The following is a 14,685-nucleotide window of genomic DNA, read 5'->3' as shown; positions in this document are numbered from 1 at the left end:
CGCACTTCGAAACATTCGAGAGAGTGCGAGCGGAAACTTCCCGGTCACACGAGCTTAACTCGACTTCCGTAGCCCGGTGTCAAAGGATCGGCATAGGTCGAACACGGCGGGAGGCCGACCGGAGTCCCGTCCGATCTACTTCTCATGATCCGTGGAGGATATGTGTCCCTGTGGAGGATGTTCGGCGGCGCACCGCACGGTGCGCTGCGCCGACCGTGGCTCGCCGCGTTGGCGCTCGTCCCGACACTGGCGCTCACCGCCTGCGGTGCCGGCGACACACCGGCCGCAACCTCCGCCAATGGGATGACCAGGGTGAACCTGTCCGAAGCGGTGCACAACCTCGGCTACATCGATCTCTACGTCGCCCAGCACGAGGGGTACTTCAGGCAGCAGGGAATCGCCCTCGACCTCTCCGCTGCCGGCGGCGACTCGCAGGCGTTCGCCGCAGTTCTGGGCGGTTCGGCACAGTTCGCCCTCGGCGATGCCACGCTTTCGGAGATCTCGCGCGAAAAGGGTGGAGACGGACTTGTGCTGGCCGAGCTCGTGTCGCGGGCCCAGTACTTCGCGGTGTCGAAGAAGATCAGCACGCCGTTCACGAGTCCCAAGCAGTTCGCGGGGCTGACCTTCGTCACCTCGCCGCCGCCGAACACCAACCACAGCGTGCTGACGAACAGCATCAAACAGGCCGGGTTGGATCCCACGAAGGACGTGCACATCACCACGGTGTCACCGGGCACGGAGATCGGTCCGGTGCTGGCCGGCCAGGCCGACGTGGCGGTGGCCTACGAACCCAACGTCGACATGGCGGTGCAGCAGGACGGCGCGCACGTCCTCTACAGCTGGGCCGACGCCATCGGGGAGTTCACCAACACCGGACTGCAGGCCAGGGAGAGCTACGTCCGCGCCAACCCCGAGGTGACCCAGAAGGTCGTCAACGCCCTCGAGATGGGCGCCCAGCACGTCTACCAGCACCCGGACGACGCGAAGGCGGTGGCGCGCCAGGAGTTCCCGAACCTCCCGCCCGCGGTGGTCGACGCCGCCATCCAGCGACAGATCGACAACCACATCCCGGCCGACAGCACTCCGGTCTCCCAGCAGGGCTGGAACACCCTGATGACCCTGGGCCGCCAGCTCGGCAACTGCAGCTGCAACGTGCCGTTCGGCCAGATCGTCGACAACTCCTTCGCCCAGAAGGCCCAGTCCTCGATGACGGGCCAGTGAGCGCCACCGTGGCGCCCGCTCCGGTGGCGCTGGACGCCGTGACCGTGCGGTTCGGCGACTACACCGCGGTCGAGGACGTCTCCTTCGAGGTGCCTCACGGCACGTTCCTGTCGATCGTCGGGCCGAGCGGGTGCGGGAAGTCGACGCTCCTGAACCTGGTGTCGGGCCTGGGCAGACCGGCGAGCGGCACCGTCCACAACGCGATACTGGCCGACGGGAAGCGCATCGGGTACATGTTCCAGCGCGACCTGCTGCTCGACTGGCGCACGGTCACGCAGAACGTGGCGCTGGGCCTGGAGGCACAGGGCACGCCGAGGCGGGCGGCCCGCGCGAAGGCGGCCGAGCTGCTCCCGACCTACGGGCTGGCCGGTTTCGAGTCCTACTACCCGTGCCAGCTCTCCGGTGGGATGCGGCAGCGGGCGGCGTTCGCCAGGACGATGAGCACGGAGCCTGCCCTGCTCCTGCTCGACGAGCCGTTCTCCGCGCTCGACTACCAGACCAAGCTGAAGCTCGAAGCCGAGCTCCTCCTGGTGTTCCGGCGTTCCGGCGGCACCGCGCTCATGGTCACGCACGACATCGACGAGGCCGTCGCCGTGTCGGACGTCGTGCTGGTGATGTCCGGGCGTCCGGGGCGGATCGCCGCGGTGCACGAGGTGCCGTTCGCCGCCACCGGCCTCGCGCCGTTCGAGGTTCGCGAGGTCGAGGGGTTCGGCCACTACGTGCGCACCATCTGGCAGGAGATCGAGTCGTGAGACCCACTGGTACGTCCGCGCAGACCACGCAGGAGCTGTCCCGGCCCGCGGCGCCGGAGCAGCCAGCGGTGGCACGGCGGCCGGCGCGCCGTCAGGACGCGGCCGGGCGACGGCACCGCTCGCTCGGCGTGGCGATCGTCCTCGACGTCGTGCTGCTCGCGGTCGCGCTGGGAGCGTGGCAGTACGCGGTGAACAGCGGGTCGGTCAGCTCGCTGCTGTACGGCAGCCCCGAGCTCATCTGGCAGACCCTCGTGCGGGGTGTCGGCTCGGGCGCGACGCTCCGCGACGCCGGCACCACGGCGGTCGAGGCGGTGGCCGGTTTCGTGATCGGCAACGTGATCGGCGCCGCCGTCGGGGTCGGGCTCTGGTACTCGCGGCTGGTGGAGCAGATGCTGCGGCCCGCGATCGCCTTCCTCGGCGCCACGCCCATCGCCGCCCTCGCCCCGATCGTCATCGTCTGGGCGGGCACCGGTGAGTCGTCCAAGGTGGTGATGTCGGCGGCCTCGGTGGTGGTGACTGCGCTGGTTCTGGCCTTCGACGGGGCCCGGGGCACCGACCCGCTGCAGATCCGGATGCTGCGGTCGATGGGAGCCCCGACCCGGCGGATCTTCCGGCTGCTCGTGTTGCCGTCGTCGGTGACCAACATCTGCGGCGGCCTGCGGCTGACCGCCGGGCTGGCGCTGATCGGGGCGATCATCGGGGAGTTCATCTCGTCCGACTCCGGGCTCGGGCACGCGATCCTGATCGCCGGGAGCCTCTACGACGTCCCGACCGTGCTGGCGAACCTGATCGTCGTCGGTTTCCTCTCGCTGGCTCTGCTGAGCGCTGTCGGGAGGATGGAGCGGGTGATCCTGCACTGGCGGTTCCTTGCGCTGTCCGGAGAGTGAGAGGCGGATAACGATGACCGACCGACTCGACCGCGTGTCCGAGCTGGACCGGAGCCTTCGGGCGTTCACGTGCGTCGGCACGTCCCCGGGCGCCTCCGACGATCGGCCCGATGCACTCGCGCTGGGCGTCAAGGACCTGTTCGACGTCGCCGGCCTGCCGACCTCGCTCGGCACCGCGGCCGTGCCCGCGCGGCAGGCGGAGCGCACCGCCGCAGCGGTGACTGCGCTCCAACAATGGCGGGCCGTAGTCGTCGGCAAGACCGTGACCAGTGAGTTCGCGTACTTCGGCGCGAGCGCCACCCGCAACCCGTGGCATCCCGCCTTCAGCGCGGGCGGCTCCTCCACGGGATCAGCAGCCGCGGTGGGCGCAGGCGAGGTGCCACTGGCGATCGGGACACAGACCAACGGCTCGGTGGTCCGGCCCGCCTCCTACTGCGGGGTGGTCGGATTCAAGCCCACGTACGGCTCCATCCCCACCGAGGGACTGTGGTTGTTCGCACCGAGCTTCGACACGGTGGGGGCGTTCGCCCGCACGGTCTCGCTGGCGGGCACCGCCGCCGACGTGATGGCCGCTGGTCGTCTGGGATTCGACGGCGCCTCCGGGCCGCTCGACCCCGCGGGCCTGCGGATCGCGGTGGTCCGCACCCAGGACTGGTCGATGACCACCGACGAGATGCGCGCGGCGCTGGAGCGCACGGCACGGCTGCTAGCGGACGCCGGCGCGAAGGTGGACGAGCTGACCACCCCGCTCTGCGGCGGGGAAGGCCTCTCCCTGCACCGGACGATCTCGGAGTTCGAGGGCGCGGCCGGCATCGGACGGCTGGGGATCGAGCGCAGCGACCTGCTCGGCGAGAAGGTCCGCGAACTCCTCGAGCACGCCCTCACGATCAGCGCCGAGACCTACGGTGACGCGCTCGACCGGCGCACCGACCTCCTCGCCGAACTGGACGGCACGCTCTCCGCCGTCGACGCGGTGCTCACCGTTCCGGCGGCCGGCGCCGCCCCACCGGCCGGCGACAACGGTGACCCCCGCTTCTGCACGAGGTGGAGCCTGGCCGGCACCCCGGCGGTCTGCCTGCCCGCGGCGCTGGGCGAGCACGGCCTGCCCCTGGGCGTCCAGCTCGTCGGCCGGCGCGGCACGGACGCGCGGCTGCTGCGCCTCGCCCTGTCGGTGGAGGAGCTACTGGGCTTCGCCCCGAACTACGAACGGCTCGCCACGTGACACGGAGGATCATGGACGTCATCGAGTTCGCACCGACGCGCGAGGAGTACGGCTGGACCTTCGGCGGAACGGCACCCGTCCGGCGGGTCCGGCCGGGCTCGGTGCTCCGGCTGTGGTCCGACGACGCCTTCTCCGGACGCCTGCGACGCACCGAGGACAGGGCCGGTGCGCTGCTGGACACCCGCTACACCAACCCGCAGACCGGCCCGTTCTACGTCGAGGGCGCCGAGCCCGGCGACACCCTCGCGCTGCACTTCGTGTCGATCGAACCGGCCAGGGACTGGGGAGTGTCCACCACTCTCCCGTTGTTCGGCGGACTGACCGGCACCACCCGCACGGCGACCCTGCAGGATCCGCTGCCCGAACTGACCTGGGTGTACGAGATCGACGCCGCTGCCCGCACCGTCACCTTCGCCGCGCACGACACCGACCACCGGATCCTGCTCCCCCTCGAGCCGATGCTCGGCACCGTCGGCGTCGCACCCGAACGCGGCGAGGTGCGTTCCACGGCCGTCCCGGACACGTTCGGCGGCAACATGGACACGCCGGAGATGCGGGCGGGCGCCACCTGCTACCTGGGCGTCAACGTCGAGGGGGCGCTCTTCTCCATCGGCGACGGGCACGCCAGGCAGGGCGAAGGCGAGAGCTGCGGGGTCGCCGTGGAGACCGCCATGGACGTGACCCTGATCGTCGACCTGATCAAGGGCGGCGCGCCCGCCTGGCCGCGGATCGAGGACGACGGCTACCTCATGACGGTCGGTTCCGGCAGGCCGCTCGACGACGCGTGGCGGGCCGCCCAGGTCGACATGATCGGCTGGCTCTGCCGGTTGCTGGGCATGGGGAAGATGGACGCCTACCAACTGCTCACCCAGATCTGCGAGTCGCCGATCGCCAACATGGTCGACCCGAACTTCACGGCCGTCGTGAAGGTCGCCAAGGCGCTGCTGCCCCCGGTGCAGGCGTACGACGGGGTGCACCAGCACCTGCGCGCAGTGGCCGCCGGCCTCTGACGGCGTCCGGCGTACTCCGCTAGCCGGGTCGGGTCCCGATCACGACGGTGGCGCCCAGGTCCTCGGAGGCGACCACCCGCGCAATCAGCCCTTGCTCCGCCAGTGCGGCCGCGGCCTGCGGCGCCTGGCGCTCGCTCGTCTCGGTCAGCAGGTGGCCACCCGGCCTCAGCCACAGCGGCGCCGCGGCGGCCACCCGCCGCAGGATGTCGAGCCCGTCCGCACCGCCGTCGAGCGCCACTCGCGGCTCGTGGAGCCGGGCCTCCGGCGGCATCAACCTGATCGCCTCGCTGGGCACGTAGGGCGTGATCGCCACCAGCACGTCCACCCGGCCCTGCAGCACGAGGGGCAGCGGCTCGTAGAGGTCGCCCTCGTAGACGTGACCACCGGCGTCGGCGAGGTTGCGCCGGGCGCACCGCACCTCGGCAGGGTCGATGTCGACGGCGTGCACCTCGACCCGCTCCAGGGCCGCGGCCAGCGCGACGCCCACGGCACCGGACCCGCAGCAGAGGTCGACGACGACCGTGGCGCCGGACCCGGCGACCCGTCCGAGCGCGGCGGCCTGCTGGACGAGGAACTCGGTGCGGCGGCGGGGCACGAAGACCCCGGGATCCACGGCTATCCGCAGACCGCAGAACTCCGCCCAGCCGAGGACCTGTTCGAGGGGCACGCCGGCGACCCGCCGGTCGACCATCGCGACGAGGTCGGCCGGGGTCCGGGCCGCCGAGCGGAGCAGGCGCGCCTCGTCCTCGGCGTAGACGCAGCCTGCGGCGCGCAGCGTGCTGACCGTGGCGGACTCGGGTTCCGGGAGAGGCACGGAGGAGGAAGAAGCTGACGGTGGAGCCGACATAGGAGCCTTTCGAGATGCCCGTGGGCGCTCCCTCGGTGACCTACGTCGGGTCGACCGCACGGCCGTGGAGGGGGAGCACCCGGCCTGAACGAGCAGTGATCGGTCCCACCTCCTCGAGTTGCGCACGTTCTCGCTGCGGCGTCCACCCTAACCACCGGCGGGGATCCTCATCCACGAGGGCGAAGTCTTTCCGTCCCGGAGCGGCCCGCACGGCCGATCGGGGGGCCCGGCCACCCGTCTGCCGCGCCGTCATCGCTCCTGCGACGGCCGCGCTGGGCGCTACGAGTGGCGGTCCGGCGCGAGCGGGCTAACCCAGACCGCTCTCACCCCGGATTCTCGTCACGCACCGTGCTTGCCGATCCAGCATTTTCTCCACCCGAATGGGTATTCCTGAACACAGGTGTGAAAGAAGTGTAACTGTCTTCTCCTGCCGTTGCCGCATCGAGCGACGTTCGTTAAGTCGCTGAGGAGTCAGATCCGTTTCCGACGGCCCCGAATTCATTCGGGGCCGGCCTTCGGGACGTTCACCGGTAGGGAGAAACTTCGTGACATCGGCAAAACATTCGGCTCACCCAAACAGGCTGCGTGCCTCGCTGGGAGCCGTCCTGGCGGTGGGAACTGCCGCAGTCATGGTGCTCATGGTGGGTGTCGCGGGGATGTCGCCGGCATCGGCGCAATCGGCCCAGGCGCCGGTCGGGTTGGGCACGGCCACGTCCTTCGCCGTGCTCGCGGGCTCGACGGTGACCAACACCGGCCCCTCGGTCATCTCCGGTGACGTGGGCGTCAGCCCGGGATCGGCGATCGTCGGCTTCCCGCCGGGAATCGTGGTCAACGGGGTCTTCCACGCGGCCGACGCCGTCGCGGCACAGGCTCAGGACGACCTGACCACGGCCTACAACGACGCCGCCGGGCGCTCCCCGGTCACCGCGGTCGGCCCCGAGCTCGGCGGTCTGACCCTGGCTCCGGGCGTGTACGGCGGCGGAACCTTGCAGATCACCGGCACGCTCACCCTCGACGCGCAGGGCGACCCGAACGCGGTCTTCATCTTCCAGGCGGCCTCCACGCTGATCACCGCGTCGGCCAGTGACGTCTCGCTGATCAACGGAGCGGACCCCTGCAACGTGTTCTGGCAGGTGGGTAGCTCGGCCACCCTGGGCACCGGCTCGGACTTCGTCGGAACCATCCTGGCGCTGACCTCGATCACCGCCCAGACCGGCGCCGACGTGGAGGGACGACTGCTGGCCCGCAACGGTGCAGTCACCCTCGACACCAACACGATCACCCGGCCGGACTGTGACGTCGTCCCGCCGACGACCACCACCACCGCGCCGCCCACCACCAGCCCGACGGTGACGCCCCCGATCCCGCCGGTCGTCATCCCCCCGATCGTCATTCCGCCGATCGTCATCGGCCCGATCACCATTCCGGGAATCACCATTCCGGGAATTGGCGACGACCGGCCGAACTTCCCGAACTTCCCCGGCTTCCCGGGCTTCCCCGGTGACCGCGACGACCGCGGTGACAGAGGTGATCGCGGCGATGACCGCGGCCGCGACGAGGGTCAGAAGGACAAGGACAAGGACAAGTACGGCGACCAGAACGGCCACGAGAAGGACTCCCACAAGTCCTACGACAACGCCGAGTCCAAGGACCACGACAAGGACAAGGACAAGAAGGACTCCCACGAGTCCCACTAGTGGCGGGGCTGCTCCGGCCACCTTCGGCGGAGCCGCCACATCCACCGCGCGTCGCACGTTGACACAGCGCACGGGACGTCACGAGGCCTGATTCGTCACCGCCTCACACGCCACCCCCGTCGGATCCCGGTTCCGGGTTCCGCCGGGGGTGGCGCTCGTTGTGGGTGGTTCCTCTGCTCAGGAGGTGCCGGGCCGGTCCAGGCCGGCCGCGAGCTCGGTGATCGCCTGGTCGATCTCCGCGCGCAAGGCGTCGAGCGGCGGGGCGTCGTCGGACCCGGTGGCCTGGTCGAGCCACCGGTCGACGACGAGACGCAGAGCCGCGAACGCTGCTGCGGCGCAGAGAGCCGGGTAGATCGGCCCGGCGGGTGGAACGGCTGTCCCGGCCGGGTCCCCATGGGGGTCGAGGCGCTCGGCGATCGCCTCGGCGAGCGCCTTCTCGGCCACGGCGAGGATGGCGAGCTGGTGCGGGACCAGGGAGGGCGCCTTGCGGATCAGCCGCAGTGCCTCGATGTGGTCGCGGCCGGCCGCGTCGCTCTGGTCCATGACGACGAGCACCGCTTCGCGGATCGCCTGGAGCACCGACTCCGTTCGCGGCCGGGCCCGGAAGGCCACGATGACCGCGTCGGCGCCGGCCGCCGATGCGGCCACCACCGCGTCTTCCTTGCTGGGGAAGTGGTTGAAGAAGGTTCGCAGCGCGATGTCGGCTTCCGCCGCGATCTGTTCGACGGTGACGTTCTCGACGCCGTGCCGTACGGACAGCCGCAGCGCCGCCTCGCGAACGGCGGCCCGGGTGGCCAGCTTCTTCCGTTCGCGACGCCCCACCACCGCCGCAGTCTCGCCGGCACGGGACTGCGTGCCCGGCGGCACGGAAACGGCCATCCTGTCCCCCTCGTGGTCGCCGGATGCGGTGCTGCCCGAGTATCGCCGCCCGGGCTCAGGCCCAGGTCACCGGCAGCGCGTGGACGCCGAAGATCTGCATGTCGTTGCGCAGCGGGACCTCCGCGGCGGGGACGGCCAGCCGCAGGTTCGGCAGGCGGGTGAGCAGCTCGCTGAACCCGATGCGCATCTCGATGCGGGCCAGCTGCTGGCCCAGGCACTGGTGAACGCCGTGGCCGAAGGCCAGGTGCGGGGTGCGGTGCCGGTGCACGTCGAGCCGGTCCGCATCGCGGAACTGCCGTGGGTCGCGGTTGCTTTCGGGCATCGCGATCACCACGGTCGTTCCGGCAGGGATGTCGACCCCGCCGACGGTGACGTCCTCGGTCGCCACCCGGGTGACCCCGAGCTGGACGATGCTCAGGTAGCGCAGCAGCTCCTCGACCGTGTTGTCGATCAGCGTGGGGTCGGCGCGCAGCGCGGCGAGCTGGTCGGGGTTCTCCAGCAGTGCGAGCGTGCCGAGACCGAGCATGTTCGCGGTGGTCTCGTGGCCGGCCCCGAGCAGCACCAGTGCCATGTCGACCAGCTGGGCGTCGGTGAGCGGCGGGTCGGAGTCGTGGACGAGGCCGGAGAGCAGGTCGTCGGTCGGGTTCTCCCGCTTCTCGTTCACCAGGCGCTGGATGAACCCGTAGAGCGCCGCGCCGGCGCGCGCCCGCTCCTCGTCCCCGGAGTTGATGTTCAACGCGATGGCCGTGTTCGCCTGGAACTCCTCGCGGTCGGCGTAGTCGACGCCGAGCAGCTCGCAGATCATCAGCGAGGGGATCGGCAGCGCGTAGGCGGCCACCAGATCGGCCTCGGTGCCCCTCGCCTGCATGGCCTCGATGTGCTCGACGGCGATCTCGGTGAGCCGCGCCTCCAGAGCCTTCATCCGCCGCACGGTGAACTGGCCGGTGAGCAGGCGCCGTAGCCGCGTGTGCTCAGGCGGGTCCATGAACACGAACATCCCGTCGGTACGGCTCTCCACCCCGGTCCCGGCCGGGGCCTCGCCCCGCTCGGCAGCAGCGGCCATCTCGGCGACCTCGTGCGGCTGCAGCTGGGAGGCGTCGCGGTGGCGTACCCGGTCAGAGCTGAACCGGGGGTCGGCCAGCACTGCCCGGGCCTCCTCGAACCCGCTCACCAGGACGGCACGGGCGCCGTTCAGCAGCGTCAACGGCTGCACCGGCCCGTCCCCCCGGCGCCGCTCCAATCCGGGCGCCGGATCGAACGGGCACTTCCCGCGTTCGGTCATGTCCGCGGGCAGGACCCGGGTCATCGCGGTCACCGACCCCGCCGGGGACTCGTTCGAAGTCTGTTCGCTGGTCGCGCTCATCAACGTCCTTTCCAGGCACGCCGTCGGGTGGCCGCCCGTGGCGGGAGGGCGCCGCCAGCCTACAAACGTGCACGACGCGCATCAATGCACGTCGTGTCACATTGCTGCACCCTGATCGCGCAACGGTTCATGACCGCCTCTGAACCAATGCGCTCGGCGTCTGGTGGGGGTCAGCGCCGCGTCACGCGTACGCGCCCGGCCGGACGATCATCAGCACCACGACGACCGCCCACAACACGTTGTAGATGCCCGCGAACATGCTCAGCCTGCGCAGCCGGCTACCGTCGTCGGGCTCGGCGAGCGCATCCCGCTGCCCCGGCACGATCAGCAGGGCGAGCAACAGGCCGGCAGCCAGGGTGAGGACCATGGCGATGTTGATCCAGATCTCCCCCATCCGCCCCTGGACGACGGCGAGCGCGATCCCCACGACCGGCACGGCGATGCCGAAGACCCCGTAGACCCGGGTGATGCGGTGCAGCGCGACGGCGACCGACCGACTGCGTCCGCCCTCCCCGTCGGACGGCGACCCGGCGTCGACGCCCGCCGCGTCCGGCCCCACCACCACCCCGGCGGTGACCGGCGCGTAGCGGGAGAACAGGCTCGCCGCGACGGCCGACCCTCCGACGAAGACGATGCCGGCGAGCACGTGCACCGACAGCAACAGAGCTTCCACAGCCAGACCCCGTCCCTCAACCTTCAGAGTGCCTGAAGCCTAACAGGACCTTCAGGGCGGCTGAAGCTGACGGTCAGGGCCGCGCGCGCTCTCCGAAGACACCGTCCAGGGCGGCGGCGACCCGTTGCTGGATCGGGTCGGCGTCCGGCCCGAAGAGCAGCGCGTCGACACGTGCCACCCCCGCCATGGCCTCGCCGAGCAGCCGAACGCCCTCCGGGGTCAGCTCGATGTTCGACGCCGACCCGGCGCGCGCGGTGGTGTCGCGGACCAGCCCGGCACCGACCAGCGACTTCACCGCCGCGTGGACGCTCTGCACCGCGACCCCGGACATCCGGGCCAGATCACTGAACGAGGCACCGGGCACACCCGAGATGTGCCCGAGCAGGCTCAGCCTGCTCACCGTCAGGCCCAGCGGCGCCAGCGCGGCGGCCAACTCCGACTCGATCCGGTGCGCCAACGTGAGCAGCACGATGGACGGGCTGACCGTCGGCGGTGCCGGGACGTCCTCGCGAGTCACGCATCCAGTTTCCCGTAGCGCCTCGACGGCCGACAACTGCGCCACAGTGCACGGTCGTCAACGCTTGACCTGGTGCGCGGTGTGCGCAGGATGATCCTCCCGACCATCAACCCTGGGAGCGCGTCGATGATCCACCGCCGCATCGTGCCGAACCTCAACGTCGACGACGCCACCACCGGCCACGAGTTCTACGAGGAGTTCCTCGGGCTGCGGAAGGAGTTCGACATGGGCTGGGTCGCCAGCTTCCGGTCACCGACGAACCCCACCGTGCAGGTGAGCCTCGTCTCCGGCGACCGCACCGCGCCGGAGCCGTCGTCGCTCAGCGTCGCCGTAGCCGATGTCGACGCCGCCTACGCCGACGCCCAACGCCGCGGCTACGAGATCGTCCACCCCCTCACCCACGAGCCCTGGGGCGTACGGCGCTTCTTCGTCCGAGACCCCCACGGCATCGTGGTCAACATCGTCGGCCACGCGGACTAGCTGCCATGCCCAGCCGGGTTGTTGACCCGGCTGATGAGTGGGTGGCCGCCGAGCGCGGCGTGGCCGTGGTGGGCTTTCTCGTCGGGGTGGATCTCGGCGTAGGCCAGGTGGGTGTGGTCGTCGATGGCCGCGTGGACGGAGCTGAACCCGACCCGTGGCCGGTGCGGGTCTGGCGGGACCGGTCGCTGTCGCGGGCACCCGCCGGCGCCGCCGTCGCGGAGCAGGCCGGACTTCTTCACATCCACGTGCACCGGCTCGCCCGGGACGGGCGCGTTCGCAGCGGCGGATCACCATGCCGGCGGGGCGGTCGAGCCAGGCCGGCCGCGCGAGTCCGTGGCGGACGGCGTGGAGCGATCGGCAAGTCCAGCGGCACTGCCACTAGCGCTGAACGGCTGGTGACCTGCGACGACGAACATCGATTCGAACATGTGTTCGAGTATGATGAGGAGGTGTCGGACAGCCCGCTCACCACCGCGCATCGCCTCCTGGTCGAGGCGATCGACGCGCTGTCCGCGGCCGCGGAGTCCTGCGCCACCGACGACGACCTGCTGTCTGTCCTCACCTTGTGCGAGGGCACCAGCAGGCGGTTGGACCGACTCACCGTTGCCACCGTGGCCACCCTGGAACGGCGCGGCACGTTCGCCGAGCGCGGCTACACGTCCACCCCGGCGGCGTTGGCGGATCTACTCGGATGGGAACGGTTCGAAGCCCGCCAGCGGGTGGTCGCCGCCGAACAGGTCTGCCCACGGGTGAGCCTCGACGGCACCGCACTACCCGCGAAGCTGCCTGCCACCGCCGCGGTGTTCGCCGCCGGGCACACCGGGCTGCGGTACGTCGCGGTGATCGCCCGCGTGCTCGCCAGCCCGGCCGCCGAGCGGCTCGCTCCGGAAGTGTGGGCCGGTGCGGAAGCACAACTGGCCGACAAAGCCGCGGTATATACGCCCTCGGAGCTGCAGACCTGGGGTATCGCGCTGGTCGAGGCCCTCGACGAGGACGGCCCCGAGCCCGACGACCGCCCACCCGCGCCGGTCAACGAACTGCACCTGCTCCGGCACCGCGGAAAGGCGGGCGGCACCCTCAAAGGCCGGTTCGACGACGCGGCCATGTTCGATGCCATTGCCACCGTGATCGACGCCCACGCCCGACCCACCACCGGTGACGAGCACCGCAGCGCCGCGCAACGGCAGGCCGACGCCCTGGCCGACGTGTGTGGGTATGTGCTCGACCACGGTGACGTCCCCGAATGCGGCGGACGCCGCCCACACCTGACCGTGCTGATCCGGCTGGAGGACCTGGAGAACCGGGCCCGCGCCGCCTGCCTGGACTTCGGCGGCACCCTGAGCCCGCAATCACTGCGGATGCTGGCCTGCGATGCCGCGGTCGTCCCGGTCGTGTTGAACGGGAAAGGCCAACCCCTCGATGTCGGGCGGGTCACCCGCACCATCCCCGATGGTCTGCGCCGCGCGATCGCCGCCCGCGATCGTGGCTGCGCCGGGTGTGGGCGGCCGCCGTCGTGGTGCGAGGTCCACCACATCAGAGCTTGGCAGGACGGTGGTGACACGGCCCTGCACAACTGCGTCATGCTGTGTCGCGCGTGTCACCGGCTGCAGCACCACTCCGAGTGGGAAGTACGCATCCGCGACGGGCTCCCCGAGCTGATCCCACCCGCCTGGATCGACCCGCAGCGAAGACCACGCCGAAAACCACTCCTGCACCTCGCCGCATAAGAGGTCGAACAAATGGGCGTGGTTCGGTGGAGCCCCTGTGATCACTGGGGGACACATGTGCCCGCGCTGCGAACCTGGCCGGCGCCAGCCACTTGTAGCCGGTGGCTCGCGAGATACGCGGTCTAGCGGCGACGTCACACCTCGCCCGAAGGTCTCCCATCTTCAGGCCGATACGCCGTCAACAACGCTTATGGTCACTACACCTAGCTGTACTCGGCCAGGACGTTGGTGACAGCCGGGTTCGTGGGACACGCCCGGTCAGGTCGTTGACCTGAGGAGAACCTCCGGTTGGGGCGTGGCTTGTCTAGGACCCACTCCGACCGGAGGTTCTCGTGTCCCACGGTAATGCCCGGCTGACCTTCCATGGCCGCCGGACCATTGTTGATCGCGTTGTCGGGCAGCGGCGGCCGAAGGCCCACGTGGCCAAGGAGATGGGCGTTTCCCGCAAGACGGTCGCGCATTGGGTAGGGCGCTCGAGACCGAAGGTGAGTCCGGCTTGCGCGACCGCTCGTCCCGGCCGCTCTCCTCATCGAGGCGCACCAGCCCCCAACTCGAGCAGCAGGTGGTCCAGCTGCGACGACAGACCCGTCGCGGGCAGGACTGGATCGGCCCTGAACTCGGCGTCCCCGCCCGGACGGTGTCGCGGATCCTGCGCCGCCAACAGCTGCCCTACCTGCGCGACTGCGACCCACTGACCGGGCAGATCATCCGGGCCAGCAAGACCACCGCGGTGCGCTACGAACGCGACCAGCCCGGGGAGCTCGTGCACATGAACGTCAAGAAGATCGGGCGCATCCCCGACGGCGGGGGATGGCGCGCCCACGGCCGCGGAGCTGCGAGTATCGCTCGGGACCGCAGCACCAAAGTCGGGTTCGACTACGCCTACTCCGTGGTCGATGACCACTCGCGGCTGGCCTACTCCGAGGTCCTGACCGACGAGAAGGGCGCCACCTGCGCCGGATTCCTCGCCCGCGCGGCGGCCTACTTCGCCTCGTACGGCATCATCCGGATCGAGCGCGTGATGACCGACAACGCCTGGGCCTACAAGTGGTCCCTGCGCGCGATCATCAACCAACTCGGCGCGCGGCAGGTGTTCATCAAACCGCTGCCCGTGGCAGAACGGCAAAGTCGAGCGACTCAACCGGACCCTGCAGAACGAGTGGGCCTACAAACAGGTCTTCCGCAGCAACACCGAACGCCGGGCAGCGCTTGCTCCGTGGATCGAGTACTACAACACTCGACGCCGCCACAGCGCACTCGGCGGACTCCCACCGACGAGCCGACTGCCACCAACCTGATGGCCAGGTACACCTAGCCGGCCAGCACGCGCTCGCCGACTCACTCGCCACTCTTGACCTCAACCGGGCTTCAGGGGCGACTGTCCTTGTGACAGTCCGGTTGACGTGATGG

General features: G+C 70.4%; 15 protein-coding genes and 1 pseudogene. 10 read left to right on the top strand and 6 right to left on the bottom strand.

What is annotated here, in order from left to right:
• The first annotated feature begins 162 nt into the window (after window positions 1-162).
• The 5 genes from ACQPZA_RS04110 to ACQPZA_RS04090 are packed head-to-tail and all read left to right on the top strand — an operon-like array spanning window position 163 to window position 5,092.
• Window positions 163-1,221, top strand: a complete 1,059-nt coding sequence (locus ACQPZA_RS04110; RefSeq protein ID WP_433278505.1) for an ABC transporter substrate-binding protein — start codon at window positions 163-165, stop codon at window positions 1,219-1,221.
• Window positions 1,218-1,973, top strand: coding sequence for an ABC transporter ATP-binding protein (locus ACQPZA_RS04105; RefSeq protein ID WP_433278503.1), 756 nt, complete (start codon window positions 1,218-1,220; stop codon window positions 1,971-1,973). Before ACQPZA_RS04110 ends, ACQPZA_RS04105 begins: the two co-directional genes overlap by 4 nt.
• Window positions 1,970-2,860 carry an ABC transporter permease gene (locus ACQPZA_RS04100; RefSeq protein WP_433278501.1) on the top strand — a complete coding sequence of 297 codons (891 nt, stop codon included), beginning with the start codon at window positions 1,970-1,972 and terminating at the stop codon, window positions 2,858-2,860. The genes ACQPZA_RS04105 and ACQPZA_RS04100 overlap by 4 nt, the downstream gene beginning before the upstream one ends.
• A 13-nt stretch (window positions 2,861-2,873) precedes the next feature.
• Entirely contained in the window at window positions 2,874-4,082 is a 1,209-nt protein-coding gene (locus tag ACQPZA_RS04095; protein ID WP_433278499.1) for an amidase, read from the top strand.
• 11 nt (window positions 4,083-4,093) lie between these two features.
• A complete protein-coding gene (locus ACQPZA_RS04090) occupies window positions 4,094-5,092 on the top strand; it encodes an acetamidase/formamidase family protein (RefSeq protein ID WP_433278497.1) in 999 nt (332 codons plus the stop codon).
• A 19-nt stretch (window positions 5,093-5,111) separates the two neighbouring features.
• Here ACQPZA_RS04090 and ACQPZA_RS04085 read toward each other — a convergent pair whose 3' ends face one another.
• The gene (locus ACQPZA_RS04085; RefSeq protein ID WP_433278495.1) at window positions 5,112-5,939 is read right to left on the bottom strand and encodes a putative protein N(5)-glutamine methyltransferase; all 828 of its coding nucleotides are present in this window, start codon (window positions 5,937-5,939) and stop codon (window positions 5,112-5,114) included.
• A gap of 611 nt (window positions 5,940-6,550) precedes the next feature.
• Here ACQPZA_RS04085 and ACQPZA_RS04080 point away from each other — a divergent pair.
• Window positions 6,551-7,636, top strand: a complete 1,086-nt coding sequence (locus ACQPZA_RS04080) for an ice-binding family protein (RefSeq protein ID WP_433278493.1) — start codon at window positions 6,551-6,553, stop codon at window positions 7,634-7,636.
• A gap of 177 nt (window positions 7,637-7,813) precedes the next feature.
• Here ACQPZA_RS04080 and ACQPZA_RS04075 read toward each other — a convergent pair whose 3' ends face one another.
• From ACQPZA_RS04075 to ACQPZA_RS04060, 4 genes are all read right to left on the bottom strand, one after another.
• Window positions 7,814-8,515 (bottom strand): TetR/AcrR family transcriptional regulator, encoded by a 702-nt coding sequence (locus ACQPZA_RS04075; protein WP_433278491.1) that lies wholly within the window; start codon window positions 8,513-8,515, stop codon window positions 7,814-7,816.
• Window positions 8,516-8,570: 55 nt separating this feature from the next.
• The gene (locus ACQPZA_RS04070) at window positions 8,571-9,878 is read right to left on the bottom strand and encodes a cytochrome P450 (RefSeq protein ID WP_433278489.1); all 1,308 of its coding nucleotides are present in this window, start codon (window positions 9,876-9,878) and stop codon (window positions 8,571-8,573) included.
• 181 nt (window positions 9,879-10,059) lie between these two features.
• Window positions 10,060-10,551 (bottom strand): hypothetical protein, encoded by a 492-nt coding sequence (locus ACQPZA_RS04065; RefSeq protein ID WP_433278487.1) that lies wholly within the window; start codon window positions 10,549-10,551, stop codon window positions 10,060-10,062.
• A gap of 73 nt (window positions 10,552-10,624) precedes the next feature.
• Complete coding sequence (locus tag ACQPZA_RS04060) at window positions 10,625-11,068, bottom strand: MarR family winged helix-turn-helix transcriptional regulator (RefSeq protein WP_433278485.1); 444 nt, start codon at window positions 11,066-11,068, stop codon at window positions 10,625-10,627.
• A gap of 90 nt (window positions 11,069-11,158) precedes the next feature.
• Here ACQPZA_RS04060 and ACQPZA_RS04055 point away from each other — a divergent pair, with 90 nt between their 5' ends.
• A complete protein-coding gene (locus ACQPZA_RS04055; RefSeq protein ID WP_433278483.1) occupies window positions 11,159-11,548 on the top strand; it encodes a VOC family protein in 390 nt (129 codons plus the stop codon).
• On the opposite strand, the gene ACQPZA_RS04050 is transcribed toward ACQPZA_RS04055, so the two are convergent.
• The gene (locus tag ACQPZA_RS04050; protein ID WP_433278481.1) at window positions 11,545-11,799 is read right to left on the bottom strand and encodes a hypothetical protein; all 255 of its coding nucleotides are present in this window, start codon (window positions 11,797-11,799) and stop codon (window positions 11,545-11,547) included. The genes ACQPZA_RS04055 and ACQPZA_RS04050 overlap by 4 nt on opposite strands.
• Before the next feature lie 144 nt (window positions 11,800-11,943).
• Here ACQPZA_RS04050 and ACQPZA_RS04045 point away from each other — a divergent pair, with 144 nt between their 5' ends.
• The 3 genes and pseudogenes from ACQPZA_RS04045 (at window position 11,944) to ACQPZA_RS04035 (ending at window position 14,590) form a co-directional block, all read left to right on the top strand.
• Window positions 11,944-13,275 (top strand): DUF222 domain-containing protein, encoded by a 1,332-nt coding sequence (locus tag ACQPZA_RS04045; RefSeq protein WP_433278478.1) that lies wholly within the window; start codon window positions 11,944-11,946, stop codon window positions 13,273-13,275.
• Between the two features lie 332 nt (window positions 13,276-13,607).
• Window positions 13,608-13,757, top strand: a pseudogene (locus tag ACQPZA_RS04040) (leucine zipper domain-containing protein); the annotation flags it as partial.
• 14 nt (window positions 13,758-13,771) lie between these two features.
• Window positions 13,772-14,590: a DDE-type integrase/transposase/recombinase gene (locus ACQPZA_RS04035; RefSeq protein WP_433278476.1), complete on the top strand. Its 819-nt coding sequence runs from the start codon at window positions 13,772-13,774 to the stop codon at window positions 14,588-14,590.
• The last annotated feature ends 95 nt before the right edge of the window (window positions 14,591-14,685 follow it).

This window comes from Pseudonocardia xinjiangensis, assembly GCF_050948425.1.
Classification (GTDB): domain Bacteria; phylum Actinomycetota; class Actinomycetes; order Mycobacteriales; family Pseudonocardiaceae; genus Pseudonocardia; species Pseudonocardia xinjiangensis.
The sequence above is the reverse complement of the archived record's forward strand: the minus strand, read 5'-3'. Positions and strand labels throughout refer to the sequence as shown.

Bases quoted from the DNA above. Each gene is read 5' to 3' on its own strand.
- ACQPZA_RS04095 (WP_433278499.1), top strand. From the start codon at position 2,874: ATGACCGACCGACTCGACCGCGTGTCCGAGCTGGACCGGAGCCTTCGG.
- ACQPZA_RS04090 (WP_433278497.1), top strand. From the start codon at position 4,094: ATGGACGTCATCGAGTTCGCACCGACGCGCGAGGAGTACGGCTGGACC.
- ACQPZA_RS04085 (WP_433278495.1), bottom strand. From the start codon at position 5,939: ATGTCGGCTCCACCGTCAGCTTCTTCCTCCTCCGTGCCTCTCCCGGAA.
- ACQPZA_RS04075 (WP_433278491.1), bottom strand. From the start codon at position 8,515: ATGGCCGTTTCCGTGCCGCCGGGCACGCAGTCCCGTGCCGGCGAGACT.
- ACQPZA_RS04070 (WP_433278489.1), bottom strand. From the start codon at position 9,878: ATGAGCGCGACCAGCGAACAGACTTCGAACGAGTCCCCGGCGGGGTCG.
- ACQPZA_RS04055 (WP_433278483.1), top strand. From the start codon at position 11,159: ATGATCCTCCCGACCATCAACCCTGGGAGCGCGTCGATGATCCACCGC.